This is a genomic window from Alishewanella aestuarii B11 (genome assembly GCF_000280055.1).
GTDB lineage: Bacteria > Pseudomonadota > Gammaproteobacteria > Enterobacterales > Alteromonadaceae > Alishewanella > Alishewanella aestuarii.
This window is the reverse complement of sequence record NZ_ALAB01000031.1, coordinates 1-15,946: the sequence shown is the minus strand read 5'-3', so window position 1 is coordinate 15,946 and position 15,946 is coordinate 1. Positions and strand designations below refer to the sequence as shown.

Sequence of the window (15,946 nt, the reverse complement as noted above, 5' to 3'; positions counted from 1 at the left end):
TTAACTTACAATAAGATCAACGGCCGGTGCGCAACCGGCCTGTTACTCTACAGCAGGAAATCAAAATGGCAGCATTCGGAACCGTGTTTACCGCTGAAATGATGTTAGCGGAATATAGTAATAATCAGTGGAGTGAGCCGGCACTGGTGCCGGTAAACAGTATCAGTCTGCACCCCGGTGCCCATGTGCTGCATTATGCCAGTACCTGTTTTGAAGGCTTGAAAGCCTTTCGCCATAGCGATGGCAGCATCCATATTTTCCGGATGGACAAAAACGTCGCCCGCTTGCAGCAAAGCAGTGACCTGCTGGCGCTGCCAAAGGTTGATGCTGCTATGCTGCGGCAGATGATCCTGGATATAGTTAAACGCTATGCCGCTGACGTACCTAATCCACCTGGTTCTATGTATATCCGGCCAACCCATATCGGTACCGAAGCCTCTATTGGTAAGGCAGCGGCGCCCAGCCTGAGTTCGCTGCTGTATGTACTGTTATCGCCGGTTGGCGACTACTTTGCCGGTGGTGCTAAGCCACTGCGCTTATTGCTGGAAGACAATGCCCGTTGTGCGCCCCATATGGGGATGGTGAAAAGTGGCGGTAACTACGCCAGTGCGCTGCAGCCGATTATGAAAGCACGCGCTGCAGTGCAGGCCGATCAGGTGCTGTTCTGCCCGCATGGTGATGTGCAGGAAACCGGTGCTGCCAACTTCCTGCTGATCGATGGCAACGAAATTATTACCAAGGCGCTGGATGCCAGTTTCCTGCATGGCGTCACCCGTGATTCGATCCTGACGCTGGCGCGCGATCGGGGTATGAAGGTCTCTGAGCGCGAACTGACGGTCGATGAGTTGTTAGAGCGGGCGGTGAAGCCGGGCGCCGAAGCGGCCTTATCCGGCACGGCGGCAGTATTAACACCGGTCGGCACCTTAATTCATAACGGCCGGGAATATGCAGTAGGTGGTGGCGTAGCCGGTACCACCACCGCCAGTTTACGTCAGGCGCTGAACGATATTCAGTGGGGCAAGGCTGCCGATACGCACGGCTGGTTAACCAAAGTTTGCTAAGCTTCTTCAGCCTTGCCAGCGCTAAAGTCCGGCACGGCAGGGTGAGGGATCACAAGTAAGAAAGGCCGCTTAGCGGCCTTTCGGTTTTCTGACAGTGGATGCTGCAGTTTAGTCGGCTTTGCTGCTTTGCTGATACAGTGAAATAACCCGGGTTTTACTGATCTTATGCCGGTAGATCTCCCGCAGGTATTTAATGGCTTTCTTTACGCTGTCGCGCGATAAGCGGATATCGTTAATTGAAACAAACTTATCTTTGTTATTAATCAGCTCACGGTATTTTTTCTCATACATCGGTTTAATTGCATACCAGTTGGTATCCAGGATCTTGGCCGGGTTCTCAAACTCATGCAGCATGCTATCTAGCAGACCTTCATCAAACTGCTCACTGCGGATAAAGTCGAGCATGGCTTCATCAAGCTTTTCATCGAAGCGATAGTTATCTACTGCGAAGCAGCGTTTGATATAGGCGGCAATAAGGGTTAAAAAATCATCACTTAAACAGGGGCTCTTCACTATCAGCGTGGTCAGCGAAATATTGGCTGAGGCACCAATAACCAGCGCATAGCGTTTTAGCGTGGTATTCGGGAACAAACTGTTCAGATGAGACTTTAGTTTGTTTAAATCCATATAGGACAGTTTGTAGTCCTTGGGTAAGGACACAATGGACACTACCGAGGAGCAGTTATTAAAAAAGTGCAGATCTTTAATATCGCTGGCGTTATAGCCGTTAGCCTTATATTTGGCCAGGATTTCACGATAGCGGGTTGATTCGATCGGCAGCAGGCTGATCCCCTCAATGGCCTGGGTGATCTTGTTAAAATGCGGCAGATCAATAGAGCGGAAGAATAAGTCATCAATATCCAGGCCCGGGGTGGCTTGCTTCTCAAACAGCTTCAGTTTCTCGGTGGCGCTGAGATCACCCGGCATCACCGACTCCGCATAGGCCACTGCCACCGGCCCGGCCAGACTCATAAAGAGGTCATTGGCATCCAGCCGGATGGTTTCGCCAATATCAATACCGGCGCGGCGGAAGTAGTTTTCATCATAGTCCGTGGTGACCGCCTGCGCCGTCAGAATATTAAAGATTTGCTGCGAGATATATTGGTTGGCGTACTTCTCCATAGTACTGACATCAATATGCTGGATGTCGCCGTCATCTGTTTCTTCAGCATAGCGCATAATGTCATTTGAAATCAGCATCATAGCATTCCATGGCCGGATGCGGTGCATGGCACTGGCGTCGCTCTTTTCGTCCTGATCAAAGTTGTAGGAAAAGTCCCATTCTTCCGCCAGATATTTACACAGCAAGCGCCCGGCATTGATATGCAGGGCTTCCGACATTTCGACACCATGATCGGAGATATTCGGCAGAATACAGATGCCACTGGTAAAGATCGGTTCAAATACAAAGGAGTGGCCGCGATTCTCTTCGTTTTCCGGCAGGGAGCGGGTGTCGAAGGTTTTACTCATATAGGCATATTGCTGGGCCAGACCAAATTCTGATGCCATACCCGAACCGGTACCACCGCCGGCGCTGAAAATATAAAAGTACAGCCGCGATTGGTTGGCCTTAATGCCGCAGGAGTCGATCAGGTAAGAGTGAATAAATTTCCAGTCGGCATTGGAAAAGCGCTGGGTATCTTTGTTCAGGATAATCTTAGCCAGATACTGACCGAGGATTGGCGCATTACCGGCGCCACCGGCATGCACCTCAGACAGATCCATAATTTTCATCTTGGTGTAATCGCGTAAAAAACCACTGGTTTCGGCGCGGTTGGAAAAGCGGATCCGCCCTTCAATATCTTTATCCAGATCCCCCAGCATCACCAAAGGCTCAATCAAAAATACCGGTTTTAGGATATTGGAGTTTTTAAAATGCAGACTGCGCTTGATCCAGCGCATCGGCCGCAGTTCCTGTTCGCGGGTTTGTTTTTCCTGGCTGTTAAATTCGTGCAGATAGAAATTGCGCGCGTTATAAACCAGGGAAGCGACATCCAATGCGATATTAGAGCCACAACGGCCCAGACCAATTAAGCACACTGATGGAAAGTGCGGTTGCTTTTGCGCGTTAAGCTCATGCTCTGCGGTACTGCCGGGAAAAACCGTTTGGCGTAAACCATCGAGGTTACTCAAAATGCGGTTCAGATCCCGCTCAGTAAAGTACATATAGCGTTCATTACCAACACGGACCGGTTTGTTACTGACTGCGGGGCGCACCGCAATAATTTCATCTTCGAGGGGTTCTACGGTAGGCGTCGTGCTAGGTCTTTTGGTGGCCATAAAAGGTTTCCTGATAACAGAACATTATTCTAAGTGTCTGTTATAAAAGTAGACGATTTATAAGCGAATACAAAATTAGCGCCGTTTTTATGTCAGCAGAACGACAAAGTGCGGTGATGTATCAAAGGGTGTTGCGGCTAACACCAGGTGGCCGGAAAACAGGTCCCGCTGGCAGCTGGCGCGGGATAGGAGTCAGCTGCCGCTGGGGTAATTCAGGCTAGTCCTGAATAATCAATGGTTTAATCAGTTGAAACAACTCGCGGTAGGATTTAGGCGGCTGCTGCTTTTCCTGCTCTTTCTTGCTATTGCGGATCAACTGGCGCAGCTGCTGTACGTCAACATCCGGATACTCGGCAATAAAGTCGGTTACAGCATCTGCTTCGGCCAGCAGACGATCGCGCCAGGTTTCGACCTTATGAAACTGGCGCGTTGCAGCCTGGTTGGTGTTACGGATAATCGCCAGAGCCTGTTCAATCGGCTCCAGTTCATCTTCACGCTCACGCATCAGACGGCCAATAAACTGCATATGCCGGCGTAAGGCTTCGCGTTTATTCGCCAGCTTATCGGCCAACTCCAGTGCGTCTTTTAATTCCTCATCCAGCGGGAGCTTGGCGCGGGCCGCCGGGCTTAATGCCACCAGCTCTGCACCCAAGGCCTGCAGCGCGTGCATCTCGCGCTTAACCTGGCTTTTACTGATATGCTCCGGTTGTTCCAGCCATTTGCTGTCACCGTATTTAAATTCTGTATCTGTCATGCTGTGGCTTCTATATCACTTGTCTACAACTAGTATATCACTATACCCAATGGATTTCGAAATGCACGTAGGCGGCAAGGCCGCGAATCCCTGCGAGCTTAGCTGAACTAAGTGAGTGGGCCGGGCTGGCGCTCCAGGGCATGGGCGCAGCCAACACCCGTGCATTTTGAAAGACGAAGGGTATAAAGCTGCAGACATGGGCAGCAGCCCTCAGCGGACTATGGTAAGCTAGGCAGATAACGTGAGAAGGTTCGAATAAGATGCAGCAAACCGCTATTCAGCAAGAAATCGCCGAAGTAAAAGAAGCCGTTAGCCAGGTGCTGGCGCATGCGAAAAAACTCGGGGCCAGCAGTGCTGAAGCCTCAATGAGCCGCACCCGGGGCCTGAGTGTCGAAACCCGCCATGGTGAGGTGGAGACCGTGGAATTTAATCAGGACGGTGGCCTGGGCATCAGTTTATATTTCGGGCAGCGTAAAGGCTCGGCCTCTACTGCGGATCTAAGCCCGCAAGCATTAAAACGCACAGTAGAAGCGGCGGCTGATATTGCCCGCTATACCTCTGAAGATCCGCATGCCGGCGTGGCAGATGCCAGCTGGCTGGAATTTAACCCGCCGGAGCTGGATCTATATTACCCTGATAGCATCAGCACCGAACAGGCCATAGTGCTGTGTGCAGCGGCAGAAGAAGCGGCCTTTGCCGAAGACAGCCGGATCACCAACTCAGAAGGCGCCTCGTTTTCAACCCATCAGGGCCTGAAAGTCTATGGTAACAGTCATGGCCAGCTGGTGGGCTATCCAAGCTCCCGCCACAGCTTTAGTTGTGTGGTAATTGGCGAAGCCGGCGACGATATGCAGCGCGACTACAGCTATACCGTGGCCCGTCGTTATGCCGATTTGCTGGACCCACGTCAGGTGGGCCGTGAAGCAGCACGCGAAACCGTCGCCAGGCTGCAACCGAGGAAAGTCCCAACCCAGAAAGTACCGGTATTGTTCCGCGCCGATATTGCCAGCTCGTTGTTTGGTCACCTGGTATCGGCGATCAGTGGCGGCAGTATTTACCGCAAGTCCAGTTTTTTACTGGACAAAGTGGGCCAGCAAATTATGGCGCCGGGTTTGACGATTCTGGAGAAACCGCATTTAAACCAGGCGCTGGCTTCCAGCCCCTTTGACAGCGAGGGGGTTAAAACCCGCGATCTGGCGGTAATTGAGCAGGGCATATTGACCACTTATCTGACCACCAGTTATTCGGCGCGCAAACTGGGCATGGCCAGTACCGGCCATGCCGGTGGTATTCACAACTGGCTGGTGCAACATGGTAGCGAGGATCTGTTGGCCCTGTGCCGGCAAATGGGTAAAGGCTTGCTGGTAACCGAGCTGATGGGGCAGGGCGTGAATACCGTGACCGGTGATTACTCGCGGGGTGCCAGTGGTTTCTGGGTTGAACATGGTGAAATCCAGTTCCCGGTCGCCGAAGTGACCATTGCCGGTAACCTGAAGGATATTTTTATGAATATCGTGGCGGTAGGTAACGACGTGGATCGCCGTGGTGGCGTGCACACCGGTTCAGTGCTGGTCAGTCAGATGCAGCTGGCCGGCGATTAACGGCTAAGTTCAAAGCCAATAAAAAAAGCCTCAGTTGAGGCTTTTTTTATGCTGCTAAACCGCAGCACAGTGCTGCGGTTTAGGCGGGGTATTAATCAATCTTGGTTTTCAGGCCGCGACGGATTAACAGCGCATCGGTAGTAGGTTCCTGACCACGGAAGGCTTTGTAAGACTCCATAGTTGGCCGTGAGTTACCCACCGCCAGAATGTTCTTGCGGTAGTGATCACCGTTCTCACGGGTCAGACCGCCATTCTTCTGCACATGGGCAAAGGCGTCAGCGGCCAGGATCTCGCTCCACATATAGGCATAGTAACCGGCTGAGTAGCCACCACCCATAGAATGTGAGAAGAAGTTAGTTTTATAGCGCGGCGGTACTGCGTTCAGATCCACACCATGCTTTTTCAGCGAGGCCGCTTCAAAGGCTTTTGGATCCTGCAGCGGGGCATCGGCGCTCAGCGTATGCCAGTCCATATCCAGCAGGGCCGCAGAGATATACTCCAGCGTATCGAAACCCTGGTTAAAGCTGCGTGACCGCATAACTTTATCCAACAGATCGGCCGGAATGGCTTCGCCAGTCTGGTAGTGCTTGGCATAGTTGGCCAGAATTTCCGGATGTTGCGCCCAATCTTCTTCGAAGGTTGACGGGAATTCAACGAAATCGCGTGATACGGCGGTCATTGCCAGTGTTGGGTACTTCACGTTTGAGAAGATACCGTGCACACCATGGCCCAGCTCATGGAAAATGGTCGTAGTGTGGTCATAGCTGATCAGTGTGGGTTCACCCTCTGGCGCTTTCGGGATATTCATCACGTTTACCACAACTGGCTTCTGACCTGTCAGGTGTGATTGACCAACGAAAGAGCTCATCCAGGCACCGCCACGTTTGCCTTCGCGGGCAAAGTAGTCAGCATAGAACAAGGCAATGCTCTTACCGTCGGCGTCAAACACCTCATAGACTTCCACATCCGGGTGATAAACCGGCAGATCCGGGCGTGGCTCAAAGCGGATACCATAGAAGCGGTTCATATAGTAGAAAGCGCCGTCTTTTAATACCCGGTTAAATTCGAAGTATTTTTTCACTTCGTTTTCGTCCAGATCGTACTTCGCCTGGCGCACAAATTCAGCATAGTATTCCCAGTCCCACGGCTGCACTTCAAAATCACCGCCTTTTTCGCGGATCATCGCCTGAATGGCGGCCTGCTCTTGCTGGGTATTGGCTACCACAGCCGGAACCATAGAACCTAACATGTCATAAACCGCTTGCGGGGTTTGTGCCATATTGGTTTCCAGGGTGTAGGCTGCCCAGTTGTCATAACCTAACAGCTTGGCGCGCTCAGCACGCAGCTGGGCTAAGCGGGCAACAATGGCCGTGTTGTCATTTTCACCTGACTGGGCGCGGTTTGCTGAAGCTTCCCATACGCGCTGGCGCAGTTCGCGGTTATTCAGCGAGGTTAAAATTGGCTGGCGCGTGGTATTGGTGATGTTCAGTAAAAACTTACCGTCATGACCGCGCTCTTTGGCTGCATTGGCCGCAGCAGTAATTTGTGCCTGTGATAAACCATCCAGCTCTTCAACAGTATCGACGATCACGGCGATATTGCGGGTTTCCGCCAGCAGGTTCTGGCCAAACTTGTTGGTAAGGGTAGAGTGTTCTTCGTTCAGGGCGCGAATAGCGGTTTTTTGCTCTTCGCTCAGCTTGGCACCAGAACGCACGAAACGCTCGTAGTACACTTCAACCAGACGTTTGGATTCAGCATCCAGGCCCAGATCGTTACGGGCGTTATACACGCTTTCGATACGGGCGAATAACGCCGGGTTCAGGCTGATATTATCTGAGTGAGCAGCCATACGCGGCGCCAGCTCGCTTTGAATTTTGCGACGCTCTTCGTTGCTGTCAGTGCCGGTCAGGTTATAAAACACCCGTGATACTCGGGTTAACAGCTCGCCGCTTTTTTCCATCGCCACAAAGGTATTCTCAAAGGTGGCGGGCTCCGGATTATTGGCAATGGCTTCAATTTCAGCCATATGCTGCTTCATACCTTCTTCAAAGGCTGGCAGGAAGTGCTCGTCTTTAATTTCAGCGAAATTTGGTGCTTCAAAAGGTAAGGTGCTTTTTTTGAAGAAAGGGTTAGACACTGTCACCTCGGCAACGGCTGGCGCGGCAGCCTGATTAGCTTGTTGAGTGGGGGCTGTATTGTCAGAGCAGGCGCTGAGCGACAGCACTGCACCAATGGCAGTAGCAAGCAGGGTTTTACGCATTTCTTATCTCCGTGGATAGTTCGGCTAGTTATTGTTTTCGGTACCGCAGGGCGGCGGGTTACAATGCTGCAGTATGCCGTAAAAACCGGGGCTGGCACGGCAGTTTGCAACCAAGTGCCAACAAATTAAGACAAAAGCCCCGGCAGTGCAAATTTTTAGCCCGAAAATGCCGATTTTAGCTGCTTGCCAGTGGTAAACGGATAAAAAAGCGGCTGCCGTTGGCCAGGCGCTGATAGCCAATGTCGCCATGCATTTTGTCGATCAGCTGCTTGCTAATTGCAAGCCCTAAGCCGGTGCCGCTCTGGGCACGGCTACTGGCACTGTCGGCCTGGGCAAAGCGCTGAAACAGCATTGGCTCAAAGGCTGCTGGCACCCCTTTGCCGATATCATCCACCTGCAGTTCCACCTGCTGTGCATGCGTTAGCAGCTGCAGGGTAATAGGTGTATCCGACTCAGCGAATTTCAGGGCGTTGGAGAGCAGGTTCAGACATATCTGGCGCACCCGGGCTTCGTCGGCCAGTACCGGATAAGTGGCGGCATCGGCTTTGAGTTCGAATTGCCGCTGCTGACTGCTTGCCAGCTGCTGGCTCAGTTGCTGCAACAGTGGTAACAGGTCAAACGGCAGTATTTTTAACGGCATATTACCGCTACTGAGTTTTTCAAAATCCAGTAAGTCGTTAACTAACTGATGCAACTGCCGGCAATTGTGTTGCGCAATTTCCAGCATTTTTTGCTGCTGCGTCGATAACGGGCCCAAAGCGCCACCTACCGCCAGGCTGAGGGCACCATTAATTGAAGTCAGTGGCGTGCGTAGCTCATGGCTGACAGTGGCAACAAAGTCATTCTGTAGCCGCTCGATGCGTTTGCGCTCGGTAATATCCCGCAGCACCAGCAGTTTATAATAGTGTGCTTGTGGCATCGGGGTATGAAACAACAGCAATTCGAAGCTTTGGCCATCAGCCCGCAAACCCTGGCATTCCAGTTGTTGCTGCTCCGGGGTTGCCTGCTGCATCTGTTGTTCAATTTGCCGTTCAACTTGCTGGGCATTGGCGAGTAAAAAGGTCCATTTCTGCCCCAGCAAGGCGTCGGTTTGGTAGCCAAAGATCCGGCTGCAGGCGCTATTAGCGGTTTGGATCCGGCCGCTGCGATCGACAGTGATAATGCCGTCCAGTACATTGTCATAAATACTGCGTAGCCGCTGCTCGCTCTCGGTCAGCGCATCACGGCTTTGTCGCAAACGGTATACTGTGGCCAGCAAGCGGCTGAGCAGATACAAAATACAGAGCGCAGTGGCATATAAACCAAGCCGCAGCAACGTCAGGCGACTACCGGTAACCGGGGCTTCTTTTACCGCCATTTGCCACTCAGCCCCGCGGATCGCCACATTTAACTGCAAACTACGCGGGTTAAACAGTTGCTGCTCGCCAAAGAATGCTGGTGTTACTTCGCCTTCTGTCGTCAGGCCGCGTAGCGCAACCTCTATCCCTAACTCTTTGGCACTGTTGGTCAAAAGCTGCCAAACTGGTGCCAAATCAATCACGGTACTGATAATGCCCCAGTAGCTACCATCTTCCAGATACAGTGGATAGCGATAGATAAAGCCACGGCCACCCTGTACCAGATCCAAAGGGCCGCTCAATAGCGCCCGGCGGCTACTAATCATACTGGCGATCGCCGGCCATTGCAGCGGTAAGTCGGGGTAATACAGATTAATGGCCTGCTCATTACCGGCCAGCGGATAGACATGCTGAATACGGTTGCCGGGGGCGATACCGATATTGCGGATATAAGATGATTGCCTGACCAGACCCGCCAGCAGGATATCCAACTCCTGTGCTTCTAACTGTCCGGATTTGGCCGTGAGGTAACTGGCTAAACTGGCCGTTAGGTACAAAGGGATATTCAGCTCTTTTTCCAGCCGGGTTCGCACCTGATCCGCTGCCGCCAATTGTTGTTGCTGACTCAGGACACTGAGCCGCGCCTGCTCATTACGCAGTAACAGCTCGACACCGGCAATCATAGCCAGTGTTAGCAGTACCAACAGTAAGCGTTGCCAGGTATTCAGAGGGGGCAGTGGGGTTTTCATAAGCCGGCGTGTCCTGACCGCAGTAGCAAAGTACAGATTATAGGCAGTTGCACCGATATTCAAATGCCAGCGCGTCTGTTCGCCTAAAAAAGCAACACAGATACAATAGACTTACGCCGCAAGCCTGTCTATAATGCGCGCTCTGGATGCACCCGTAGCTCAGCTGGATAGAGCGCTGCCCTCCGGAGGCAGAGGTCAGAGGTTCGAATCCTCTCGGGTGCGCCAATCAAATCAACCACTTATGCGAAAGCTAAGTGGTTTTTTTGTGCCCCGTGACAAATCCGTGACGTAATCGTGACAAAGCAATTTTCGGGTGCGATAGAATTCTAATAAATTTGACCTCTGCTCTTTTTAACTAGCTGAGGTTCTTTTAATTAAGTTTAAGGCAATTGAAAGTTAAATGAGCCTAAAACGCATGTCGCTTAACTTCATCTAAATTCGCCACCATAATCTGCTGCGCCTCGGGGCGAGCTTCTATTTTTGCTAGGTCCAGGTTTAACGCCTGCACGGCATAAGGCACCAATGCCGAGCGCACGGAGAACACCCGCTTGCCATGTTGCATATTGTAATCTTCGGCAATAATGGCTTTTTGATAGTCGGTTAAGCGGGAATCGGGCACCAGCACGATATCAATAGTGGTATTCCAGCGTTCATCCTGCTCTTTGGTCATTTCGGCATCGCCTTCGATGCCATTGATGCCGCGAAAGCGGCTTAGCACAAAATCCCGAAAATCACGGTTTTTCTCGCAGTAAGCGCGCACATGCCAGCGTAGGGGCGTGCAGACCAGCGTATGCGGGGCAATAATGCGGCTTTCTTCATCCGGGCTGGTCAGCGACACATAGCCCATATCAATCTTTTTACCGTCGCGTGCGGCTTGCACCAGTGCCCGCAGAATATCCGGATTTACATGACGCAGTGGTGGCGTTAGCATTTCGGTATGGGCAAAGCCTAAATCGAGCTGGCTAAAGGTATGAGCAAAATCTTTGGTGCTGGCCAGTGCATGCAGGTATTCATCCGCCAGGCCACTGGTGACTTTGGGGGTAAAACAGGCAGCTGGTTTATAGCCTTTTAGTTTGCTGTCGTACACCAGATTGTCGGGCGCAATATCGCGCAAATAGGCATTAATGTCTTTTGATGCCTGCTGGCGCGCAATACCAAAGCTATTGCATAAATGCTTGGTGGTTAACCGGCCTTCCCATAGCGCAACAATTTCAATTAGCCGGTAACGCATTAATAGCTCCCAGCGCAGCGGCCAGCCGCTGGCAACTAAACCGCCACAGTCATCTAGGCTATTGTTATCTGTCGAAAGCGATTGCTGGGGTTGACTGTTTTGCATATAAACTCCTGTAAAATGTGTCTGATTAGCATACACACCTGCAATCAATACGTTTTAGGCGTTATCCGTTGCTGCATTTAAGGTGGCAACCGGCCAGGGTAAATTAAACTGCTTTAAAATAGCTTGTTCTGCCGCTAACCACTTACTGAAGTTATCAATCTTTAAGCCATAAGGAATAGCCAGCACATAATACTCATAAGCCAGATAAACCAAATCGGCATAGCGCCAAATACGCCCAGCATACACCACTTTATCTTGCTTAGCTTTGGCTAAGTGTTCAATAGCATTGAGAGTTTTACACAGCTCTTGCAAGCGGGTTAGCCGAGGTAAATCCTCAGCGCGAATAGGCTGGTTGTTCATAGTTAGCTCGCTTTATGTTGGGTGTTGCCTCAACTCTAAGTCAGTGCGCGAACGTCTTAAAGGGCTTGGCGCAAACGCCAAAAAACATCTGCCTGAAAAACATACACTGAGTGCCTGCACAGTATGGCGTGAAAAAAGAAACAGCCTAAGATGGTGACTTATGGATGACATGTCACTAACCATGACAGGGTATGGACCAACTAGCAGGACGCTATTGGCAAGGATGCTTTTTTAAGGAAGCTATTAGCAAGGATGCTATTTGCTTGGATGCGTTGGTACAAACTGGCAAGGATGCCAATTATCGAAGGAGGCTAATATGAGCATGCTACAGCAAGACTTATTCTTAATAACCTTAGAAGCGCAATTTCGCGATCTGTTTCAGGCCAGTAAAGCGGGCAAAGATAACAGCGAGCAACGCTTACGCGCACAAGGCTTTATTCATGCCGGTGAACTATTACAGCTATGCAGCCGCCAGCAAGTGCAACAACTAATGGAAAAGGTGCACTTGGAAGTGTTTGGGATCAGTATTGCCGATCGCAAACCCTCAGCCCAAGCGCGCCGCCAGCAGGCTTTGCAGCTGGGCGATTATGCTTACTTTGAAGAGCCGGCGTTTAATCGGTTGTATCAAGTCTCTGATGAATAATAAAACTGCAAATCAGTCGATTGACGACCTGGCTGGATTAACACTGTATAAACGCTTTGAAGGCGGGGCAGTGTACACCCAAGAGAACAATGGTAAATACTGCGTAATCATTGATGAAAGTAGCATTGCCAGCTTGCTACCACCTGAAGAGCTGGATGACATGGAGCTTATCAAGGTGTTTGAGTTCAATACGGAGCAGGAACGCTCGGCTTACTTATTGACCAGATTTGATAAGGGCCTATAGCCTAGGTTTTTATTTGGACCTAATATAAGTACGGATTTTTCGGGGCAAAAATGGATAATGAAGACAGGATGTCAGTTAAGGAGTGTTAAATGTGGTTTGAGCAACTAACTGGTTTTACCGAGCAGGGCGCGGCACAAGTACGGCAAATGTTGTCGCTAGAAAACGGCGTGTTAACCAGCCGTGCCAATGGGAAAACTTTTCAGGTAGGGCATTTAGTCACGCCCACTTTGGCTGATTTAAAAGCTGAAGCCGCCGCGATTATGCAAAGTGCAACGTTCATTGCCAAGCCAGCTAGCGTGCAAGAAGTAATTGCCGATGTGCAAAGCTTGCATATGGATCCACAAAACGCTGGCGCGTTTTTTCAGGTGGCTTCGCAGTTTAATTTATTAGAAATGGTTAGCCCTACGGTCACGCCTGACTCGGGCATTACCGGTTATCAGTTCGATCGTACACAAGGCCCGGCCTGCGCCATGGCCTGCGGAGCCGGGCTTATCTACCGAAATTACTTTGTGCCCGTTGATGGCGAGCCAGGGCAAACTGCCGAGCGGCAACTGAATATGCTGGAGCAATTTGAGCAGCAGCTATTAACGCATGTAAACCAGCACACAACAGAGCAGCTTGATAGTCTGTGGCAAATGAAAAACGGCTACGCGCTACCCAGTAGCAAACAGCTAAACGCCATAAATCAAACGCTGGCGCAATTAAATGAAACTGAAATCACCGAGCTAATTAACGCAGTAAAAATTGGTGTGCAATACGATACTGAAGTCACACTCAACAACATTGGCTACGCTGTTACTCAAGCGTACTGCTCAGCTATGCCAGTTGCCTACACTGAACATCCAGCAGCGCTTTGGCAGCCCCTAGCCAGCTTAATTTTACAGGCGTCTTACGAAGCTACCCTGGCCGCTGCTGTCATTAATGCCACTAAAACCGGCAACAAAAAGGTTTACTTAACGTTGTTGGGCGGAGGGGCTTTTGGAAATGCGATTAGCTGGATTATCGACGCATTACAGAAAGCGTTAAACGCTTATCGCCAGAGTGGTCTCAGTATCATAATAGTTAGCTATGGCAGAAGTAAGCCAGAGTTAAGTTCGTTGCTAACCGGCTAATTTTCAAGGAGATAACATGAAGGAAAAGCGGAAACTAGATGGGCCTTTAACCTATGCTCACGCTTATCATTGGTTACCCAATGCGCATGAGCTTGAACCAGAGGACGAGCTGTACGTGAAAAACCTGATATGTCTGGAGCATGCGGAGCAAGTCTATAAAGAAACTCAATCTAGAGGTTGGGAGGAGTCAATTAAGCAGCTTCGTAAACAAATTGAACGGCGTAATAAGTATTACTTAAAGCAATAATATTAAGCATTTAGCCTTGATAAAGAAGCTCGTCAATGAGTCGGCATTCATTGACAAGCTTTACAAAGTTTATGAAAAAATTAGTTATTTAATACAGATGCTAGTTCAGCTAGAATCACTGTTTATCTTTACAGATCATTGTGGCCTGTAGATTAGACAAATAAGTGTTGGTATATGGCTTATCAGGAACTCAAACCCAGCTTCGCTCGCCATGAAACTTTTGGCTTAAGATATAGTTGGTTACCAAAAGGATTTCGTGCTTTTAAAGATGACAAAGGCGCTAGCGCGTTCACAGATGATTATGCAACCGTAAGGCTTGGCGTTGGTAAGAACATGGTTAACTCCATTTTTTATTGGCTACAGGCTGCCGATATTATCGGAAAAGCTACAGGGCAAAAAAATATTAACGCATTTGGCGAGACTCCGTTCGGTAAAGAATTACTAAATAACTGATCCTAATTGTGATACACCTGCTTTAATCCATGTTTGCCGCCCGGAAACGGTGCGGCAGTGTCCATAAAGTAGTAGTAAGCGTCCGGCGATCACAGGTAGGTGTTCTAATTTAAGTGTCCACTTAATTTTTAGTGGACACTTAGTGTCTTAGATCGCATCACCTGGCTGGACAGATAAGTCGATGTTCCAGGGTAACAGTTCATCAATGCGGTTGATCGGATGATTACCGATACGTTTTAACACGGCAGTTAAATACGCATTGGGATTGATGCCATTGAGCTTGGCGGTGCCAAGTATCGAATACAGCACGGCGGCCCGTTCCCCTCCGCCAACAGAGCCGGCAAACAGGTAGTTTTTCCGACCCAGGGCGATGGGCCGTAATGACCGCTCCGCACTGTTGTTATCTATCTCAGCATAACCATTATCCACGTACGCCACCAACGCGTCCCATTGCTTTAGTGCATATTGGATAGCTTTAGACAACGCAGAGCCTTTTGATAAGGTGCGCAGGGTTGTCTGTAACCAGTTGTTAAACTGTACCAGGATAGGTTTTGCCTGCAGACTTCGCAGGCGCTGTCGTTCATCCGGTGGTTGGCCTCGCGCCTGTTTCTCAATCACATACAGTGATTGGATTATGGTCAGGGCTTCTTCTGCCAAGGGGGACGGGCCGGATTGGGTAATGTCATAGAACTTACGCCGCACATGGGCCCAACAACCATGCTGGGTGATGTGGTTTTGGTATAAGGCATTGTAACCGGCATAGGCATCAGCCTGCAGCGAACCTTTATACCCGGTTAAATGGGCAGTGGGGTGCAGACTTTTTCTATCTTCACTGTATTGCAGCCACACGGCAGGCGGTGTGGTATCGCCCCAGGAACGACCATCACGCACATACGTCCAATAGCGACCGGTTTGCGTGCGGCCTTTTCCTGGTGATAAGGTTGGCGCGGTCGTGTCATCCGCATAGATATGTTGACCGGCTTTGACATGGCGTCCAATCGCCTCAGCTAGGGGCGTTAATAATGCACCGGATTGACCAACCCAGTCTGCCAGCGTCGAGCGCTCGATATCAATGCCTTCCCGCTCCATCCGCTCAGCCTGACGGTACAGTGGTTGATGGTCGAGGTATTTATCGACAATCACTTGTGTCAGCAATGCTGCGCTGGCCAGGCCTTTTTTAATCACCCGCTCCGGAGCCTGACCTTGTACCAGCGTGTCGCAGTGCTGGCAGCTGAACTTAGGGCGTACAATGCGGATAACCCGATAAGATGCGGGTACGACATCCAACATTTCAGAGACATCCTCACCGATATGGGTTAATTCGCCCTGACATGCCGGACACTGGCAAGGTGCATCAACACGCTTTTCTTCACGTGGTAACTGTGCCGGTAAGGTCACACGACGACGCGCAGTGGCTTTCTCTTCGACAGCGCCATCGGTAAGTTTCGGTAAGGCGGCCGTCTGCATCTCCAGCTCTTCTAACTGCAATTCCAGTTGATGGATTTGCTT

14 protein-coding genes and 1 tRNA gene are annotated in these 15,946 nt (G+C 50.5%); 8 read left to right on the top strand and 7 right to left on the bottom strand.

Annotated features, from left to right (window positions below):
• The first annotated feature begins 26 nt into the window (after nt 1-26).
• Nucleotides 27-1,061 (top strand): branched-chain amino acid aminotransferase, encoded by a 1,035-nt coding sequence (locus tag AEST_RS12795; RefSeq protein ID WP_338009705.1) that lies wholly within the window; start codon nt 27-29, stop codon nt 1,059-1,061.
• 108 nt (nt 1,062-1,169) lie between these two features.
• Here AEST_RS12795 and AEST_RS12790 read toward each other — a convergent pair whose 3' ends face one another.
• Together AEST_RS12790 and yjgA are read right to left on the bottom strand one after the other, a co-directional pair.
• On the bottom strand, nt 1,170-3,341 hold the full coding sequence (locus tag AEST_RS12790) for a hypothetical protein (RefSeq protein WP_008609553.1): 2,172 nt from the start codon (nt 3,339-3,341) through the stop codon (nt 1,170-1,172).
• Between the two features lie 217 nt (nt 3,342-3,558).
• On the bottom strand, nt 3,559-4,095 hold the full coding sequence (gene yjgA / locus AEST_RS12785) for a ribosome biogenesis factor YjgA (protein WP_008609552.1): 537 nt from the start codon (nt 4,093-4,095) through the stop codon (nt 3,559-3,561).
• A 260-nt stretch (nt 4,096-4,355) separates the two neighbouring features.
• On the opposite strand from yjgA, the gene pmbA reads away from it, so the two are divergent.
• Nucleotides 4,356-5,696 carry a metalloprotease PmbA gene (pmbA, locus tag AEST_RS12780; protein WP_008609551.1) on the top strand — a complete coding sequence of 447 codons (1,341 nt, stop codon included), beginning with the start codon at nt 4,356-4,358 and terminating at the stop codon, nt 5,694-5,696.
• Nucleotides 5,697-5,787: 91 nt separating this feature from the next.
• Here pmbA and AEST_RS12775 read toward each other — a convergent pair whose 3' ends face one another.
• Nucleotides 5,788-7,956, bottom strand: a complete 2,169-nt coding sequence (locus tag AEST_RS12775) for a M3 family metallopeptidase (protein ID WP_008609548.1) — start codon at nt 7,954-7,956, stop codon at nt 5,788-5,790.
• Between the two features lie 175 nt (nt 7,957-8,131).
• Entirely contained in the window at nt 8,132-10,042 is a 1,911-nt protein-coding gene (locus AEST_RS12770) for an ATP-binding protein (RefSeq protein WP_008609547.1), read from the bottom strand.
• Between the two features lie 148 nt (nt 10,043-10,190).
• Here AEST_RS12770 and AEST_RS12765 point away from each other — a divergent pair.
• A tRNA-Arg gene (locus AEST_RS12765) sits at nt 10,191-10,267 on the top strand.
• 181 nt (nt 10,268-10,448) lie between these two features.
• Here the strand turns inward: AEST_RS12765 and AEST_RS12760 are convergent.
• Together AEST_RS12760 and AEST_RS12755 are read right to left on the bottom strand one after the other, a co-directional pair.
• Nucleotides 10,449-11,378 carry a BrxR family helix-turn-helix transcriptional regulator gene (locus AEST_RS12760; protein ID WP_008609546.1) on the bottom strand — a complete coding sequence of 310 codons (930 nt, stop codon included), beginning with the start codon at nt 11,376-11,378 and terminating at the stop codon, nt 10,449-10,451.
• Nucleotides 11,379-11,432: 54 nt separating this feature from the next.
• Complete coding sequence (locus AEST_RS12755; RefSeq protein WP_008609545.1) at nt 11,433-11,738, bottom strand: hypothetical protein; 306 nt, start codon at nt 11,736-11,738, stop codon at nt 11,433-11,435.
• Nucleotides 11,739-12,054: 316 nt separating this feature from the next.
• Here AEST_RS12755 and AEST_RS12750 point away from each other — a divergent pair, with 316 nt between their 5' ends.
• The 5 genes from AEST_RS12750 (at nt 12,055) to AEST_RS12730 (ending at nt 14,437) form a co-directional block, all read left to right on the top strand.
• Nucleotides 12,055-12,381 (top strand): hypothetical protein, encoded by a 327-nt coding sequence (locus AEST_RS12750; protein WP_008609544.1) that lies wholly within the window; start codon nt 12,055-12,057, stop codon nt 12,379-12,381.
• Nucleotides 12,374-12,625: a hypothetical protein gene (locus tag AEST_RS12745; RefSeq protein ID WP_008609543.1), complete on the top strand. Its 252-nt coding sequence runs from the start codon at nt 12,374-12,376 to the stop codon at nt 12,623-12,625. The genes AEST_RS12750 and AEST_RS12745 overlap by 8 nt, the downstream gene beginning before the upstream one ends.
• 89 nt (nt 12,626-12,714) lie before the next feature.
• Nucleotides 12,715-13,737: a hypothetical protein gene (locus tag AEST_RS12740; RefSeq protein ID WP_008609542.1), complete on the top strand. Its 1,023-nt coding sequence runs from the start codon at nt 12,715-12,717 to the stop codon at nt 13,735-13,737.
• A gap of 16 nt (nt 13,738-13,753) precedes the next feature.
• A complete protein-coding gene (locus tag AEST_RS12735) occupies nt 13,754-13,984 on the top strand; it encodes a hypothetical protein (protein WP_008609541.1) in 231 nt (76 codons plus the stop codon).
• Nucleotides 13,985-14,158: 174 nt separating this feature from the next.
• The gene (locus tag AEST_RS12730) at nt 14,159-14,437 is read left to right on the top strand and encodes a DUF4007 family protein (RefSeq protein WP_039925513.1); all 279 of its coding nucleotides are present in this window, start codon (nt 14,159-14,161) and stop codon (nt 14,435-14,437) included.
• A 147-nt stretch (nt 14,438-14,584) separates the two neighbouring features.
• Here the strand turns inward: AEST_RS12730 and tnpC are convergent.
• Nucleotides 14,585-15,946, bottom strand: a 1,362-nt coding sequence (gene tnpC / locus AEST_RS12725) for an IS66 family transposase (RefSeq protein WP_039924967.1), incomplete at its 5' end; no start/stop codon positions are given.

What these genes read in the sequence shown, in the direction of transcription:
- AEST_RS12755 (WP_008609545.1), bottom strand. Translation starts at nt 11,738, where the DNA reads ATGAACAACCAGCCTATTCGCGCTGAGGATTTACCTCGGCTAACCCGC.
- pmbA (WP_008609551.1), top strand. Translation starts at nt 4,356, where the DNA reads ATGCAGCAAACCGCTATTCAGCAAGAAATCGCCGAAGTAAAAGAAGCC.
- AEST_RS12735 (WP_008609541.1), top strand. Translation starts at nt 13,754, where the DNA reads ATGAAGGAAAAGCGGAAACTAGATGGGCCTTTAACCTATGCTCACGCT.
- AEST_RS12740 (WP_008609542.1), top strand. Translation starts at nt 12,715, where the DNA reads ATGTGGTTTGAGCAACTAACTGGTTTTACCGAGCAGGGCGCGGCACAA.
- AEST_RS12790 (WP_008609553.1), bottom strand. Translation starts at nt 3,341, where the DNA reads ATGGCCACCAAAAGACCTAGCACGACGCCTACCGTAGAACCCCTCGAA.
- AEST_RS12730 (WP_039925513.1), top strand. Translation starts at nt 14,159, where the DNA reads ATGGCTTATCAGGAACTCAAACCCAGCTTCGCTCGCCATGAAACTTTT.
- AEST_RS12775 (WP_008609548.1), bottom strand. Translation starts at nt 7,956, where the DNA reads ATGCGTAAAACCCTGCTTGCTACTGCCATTGGTGCAGTGCTGTCGCTC.
- yjgA (WP_008609552.1), bottom strand. Translation starts at nt 4,095, where the DNA reads ATGACAGATACAGAATTTAAATACGGTGACAGCAAATGGCTGGAACAA.
- AEST_RS12770 (WP_008609547.1), bottom strand. Translation starts at nt 10,042, where the DNA reads ATGAAAACCCCACTGCCCCCTCTGAATACCTGGCAACGCTTACTGTTG.
- AEST_RS12750 (WP_008609544.1), top strand. Translation starts at nt 12,055, where the DNA reads ATGAGCATGCTACAGCAAGACTTATTCTTAATAACCTTAGAAGCGCAA.
- AEST_RS12745 (WP_008609543.1), top strand. Translation starts at nt 12,374, where the DNA reads ATGAATAATAAAACTGCAAATCAGTCGATTGACGACCTGGCTGGATTA.
- AEST_RS12760 (WP_008609546.1), bottom strand. Translation starts at nt 11,378, where the DNA reads ATGCAAAACAGTCAACCCCAGCAATCGCTTTCGACAGATAACAATAGC.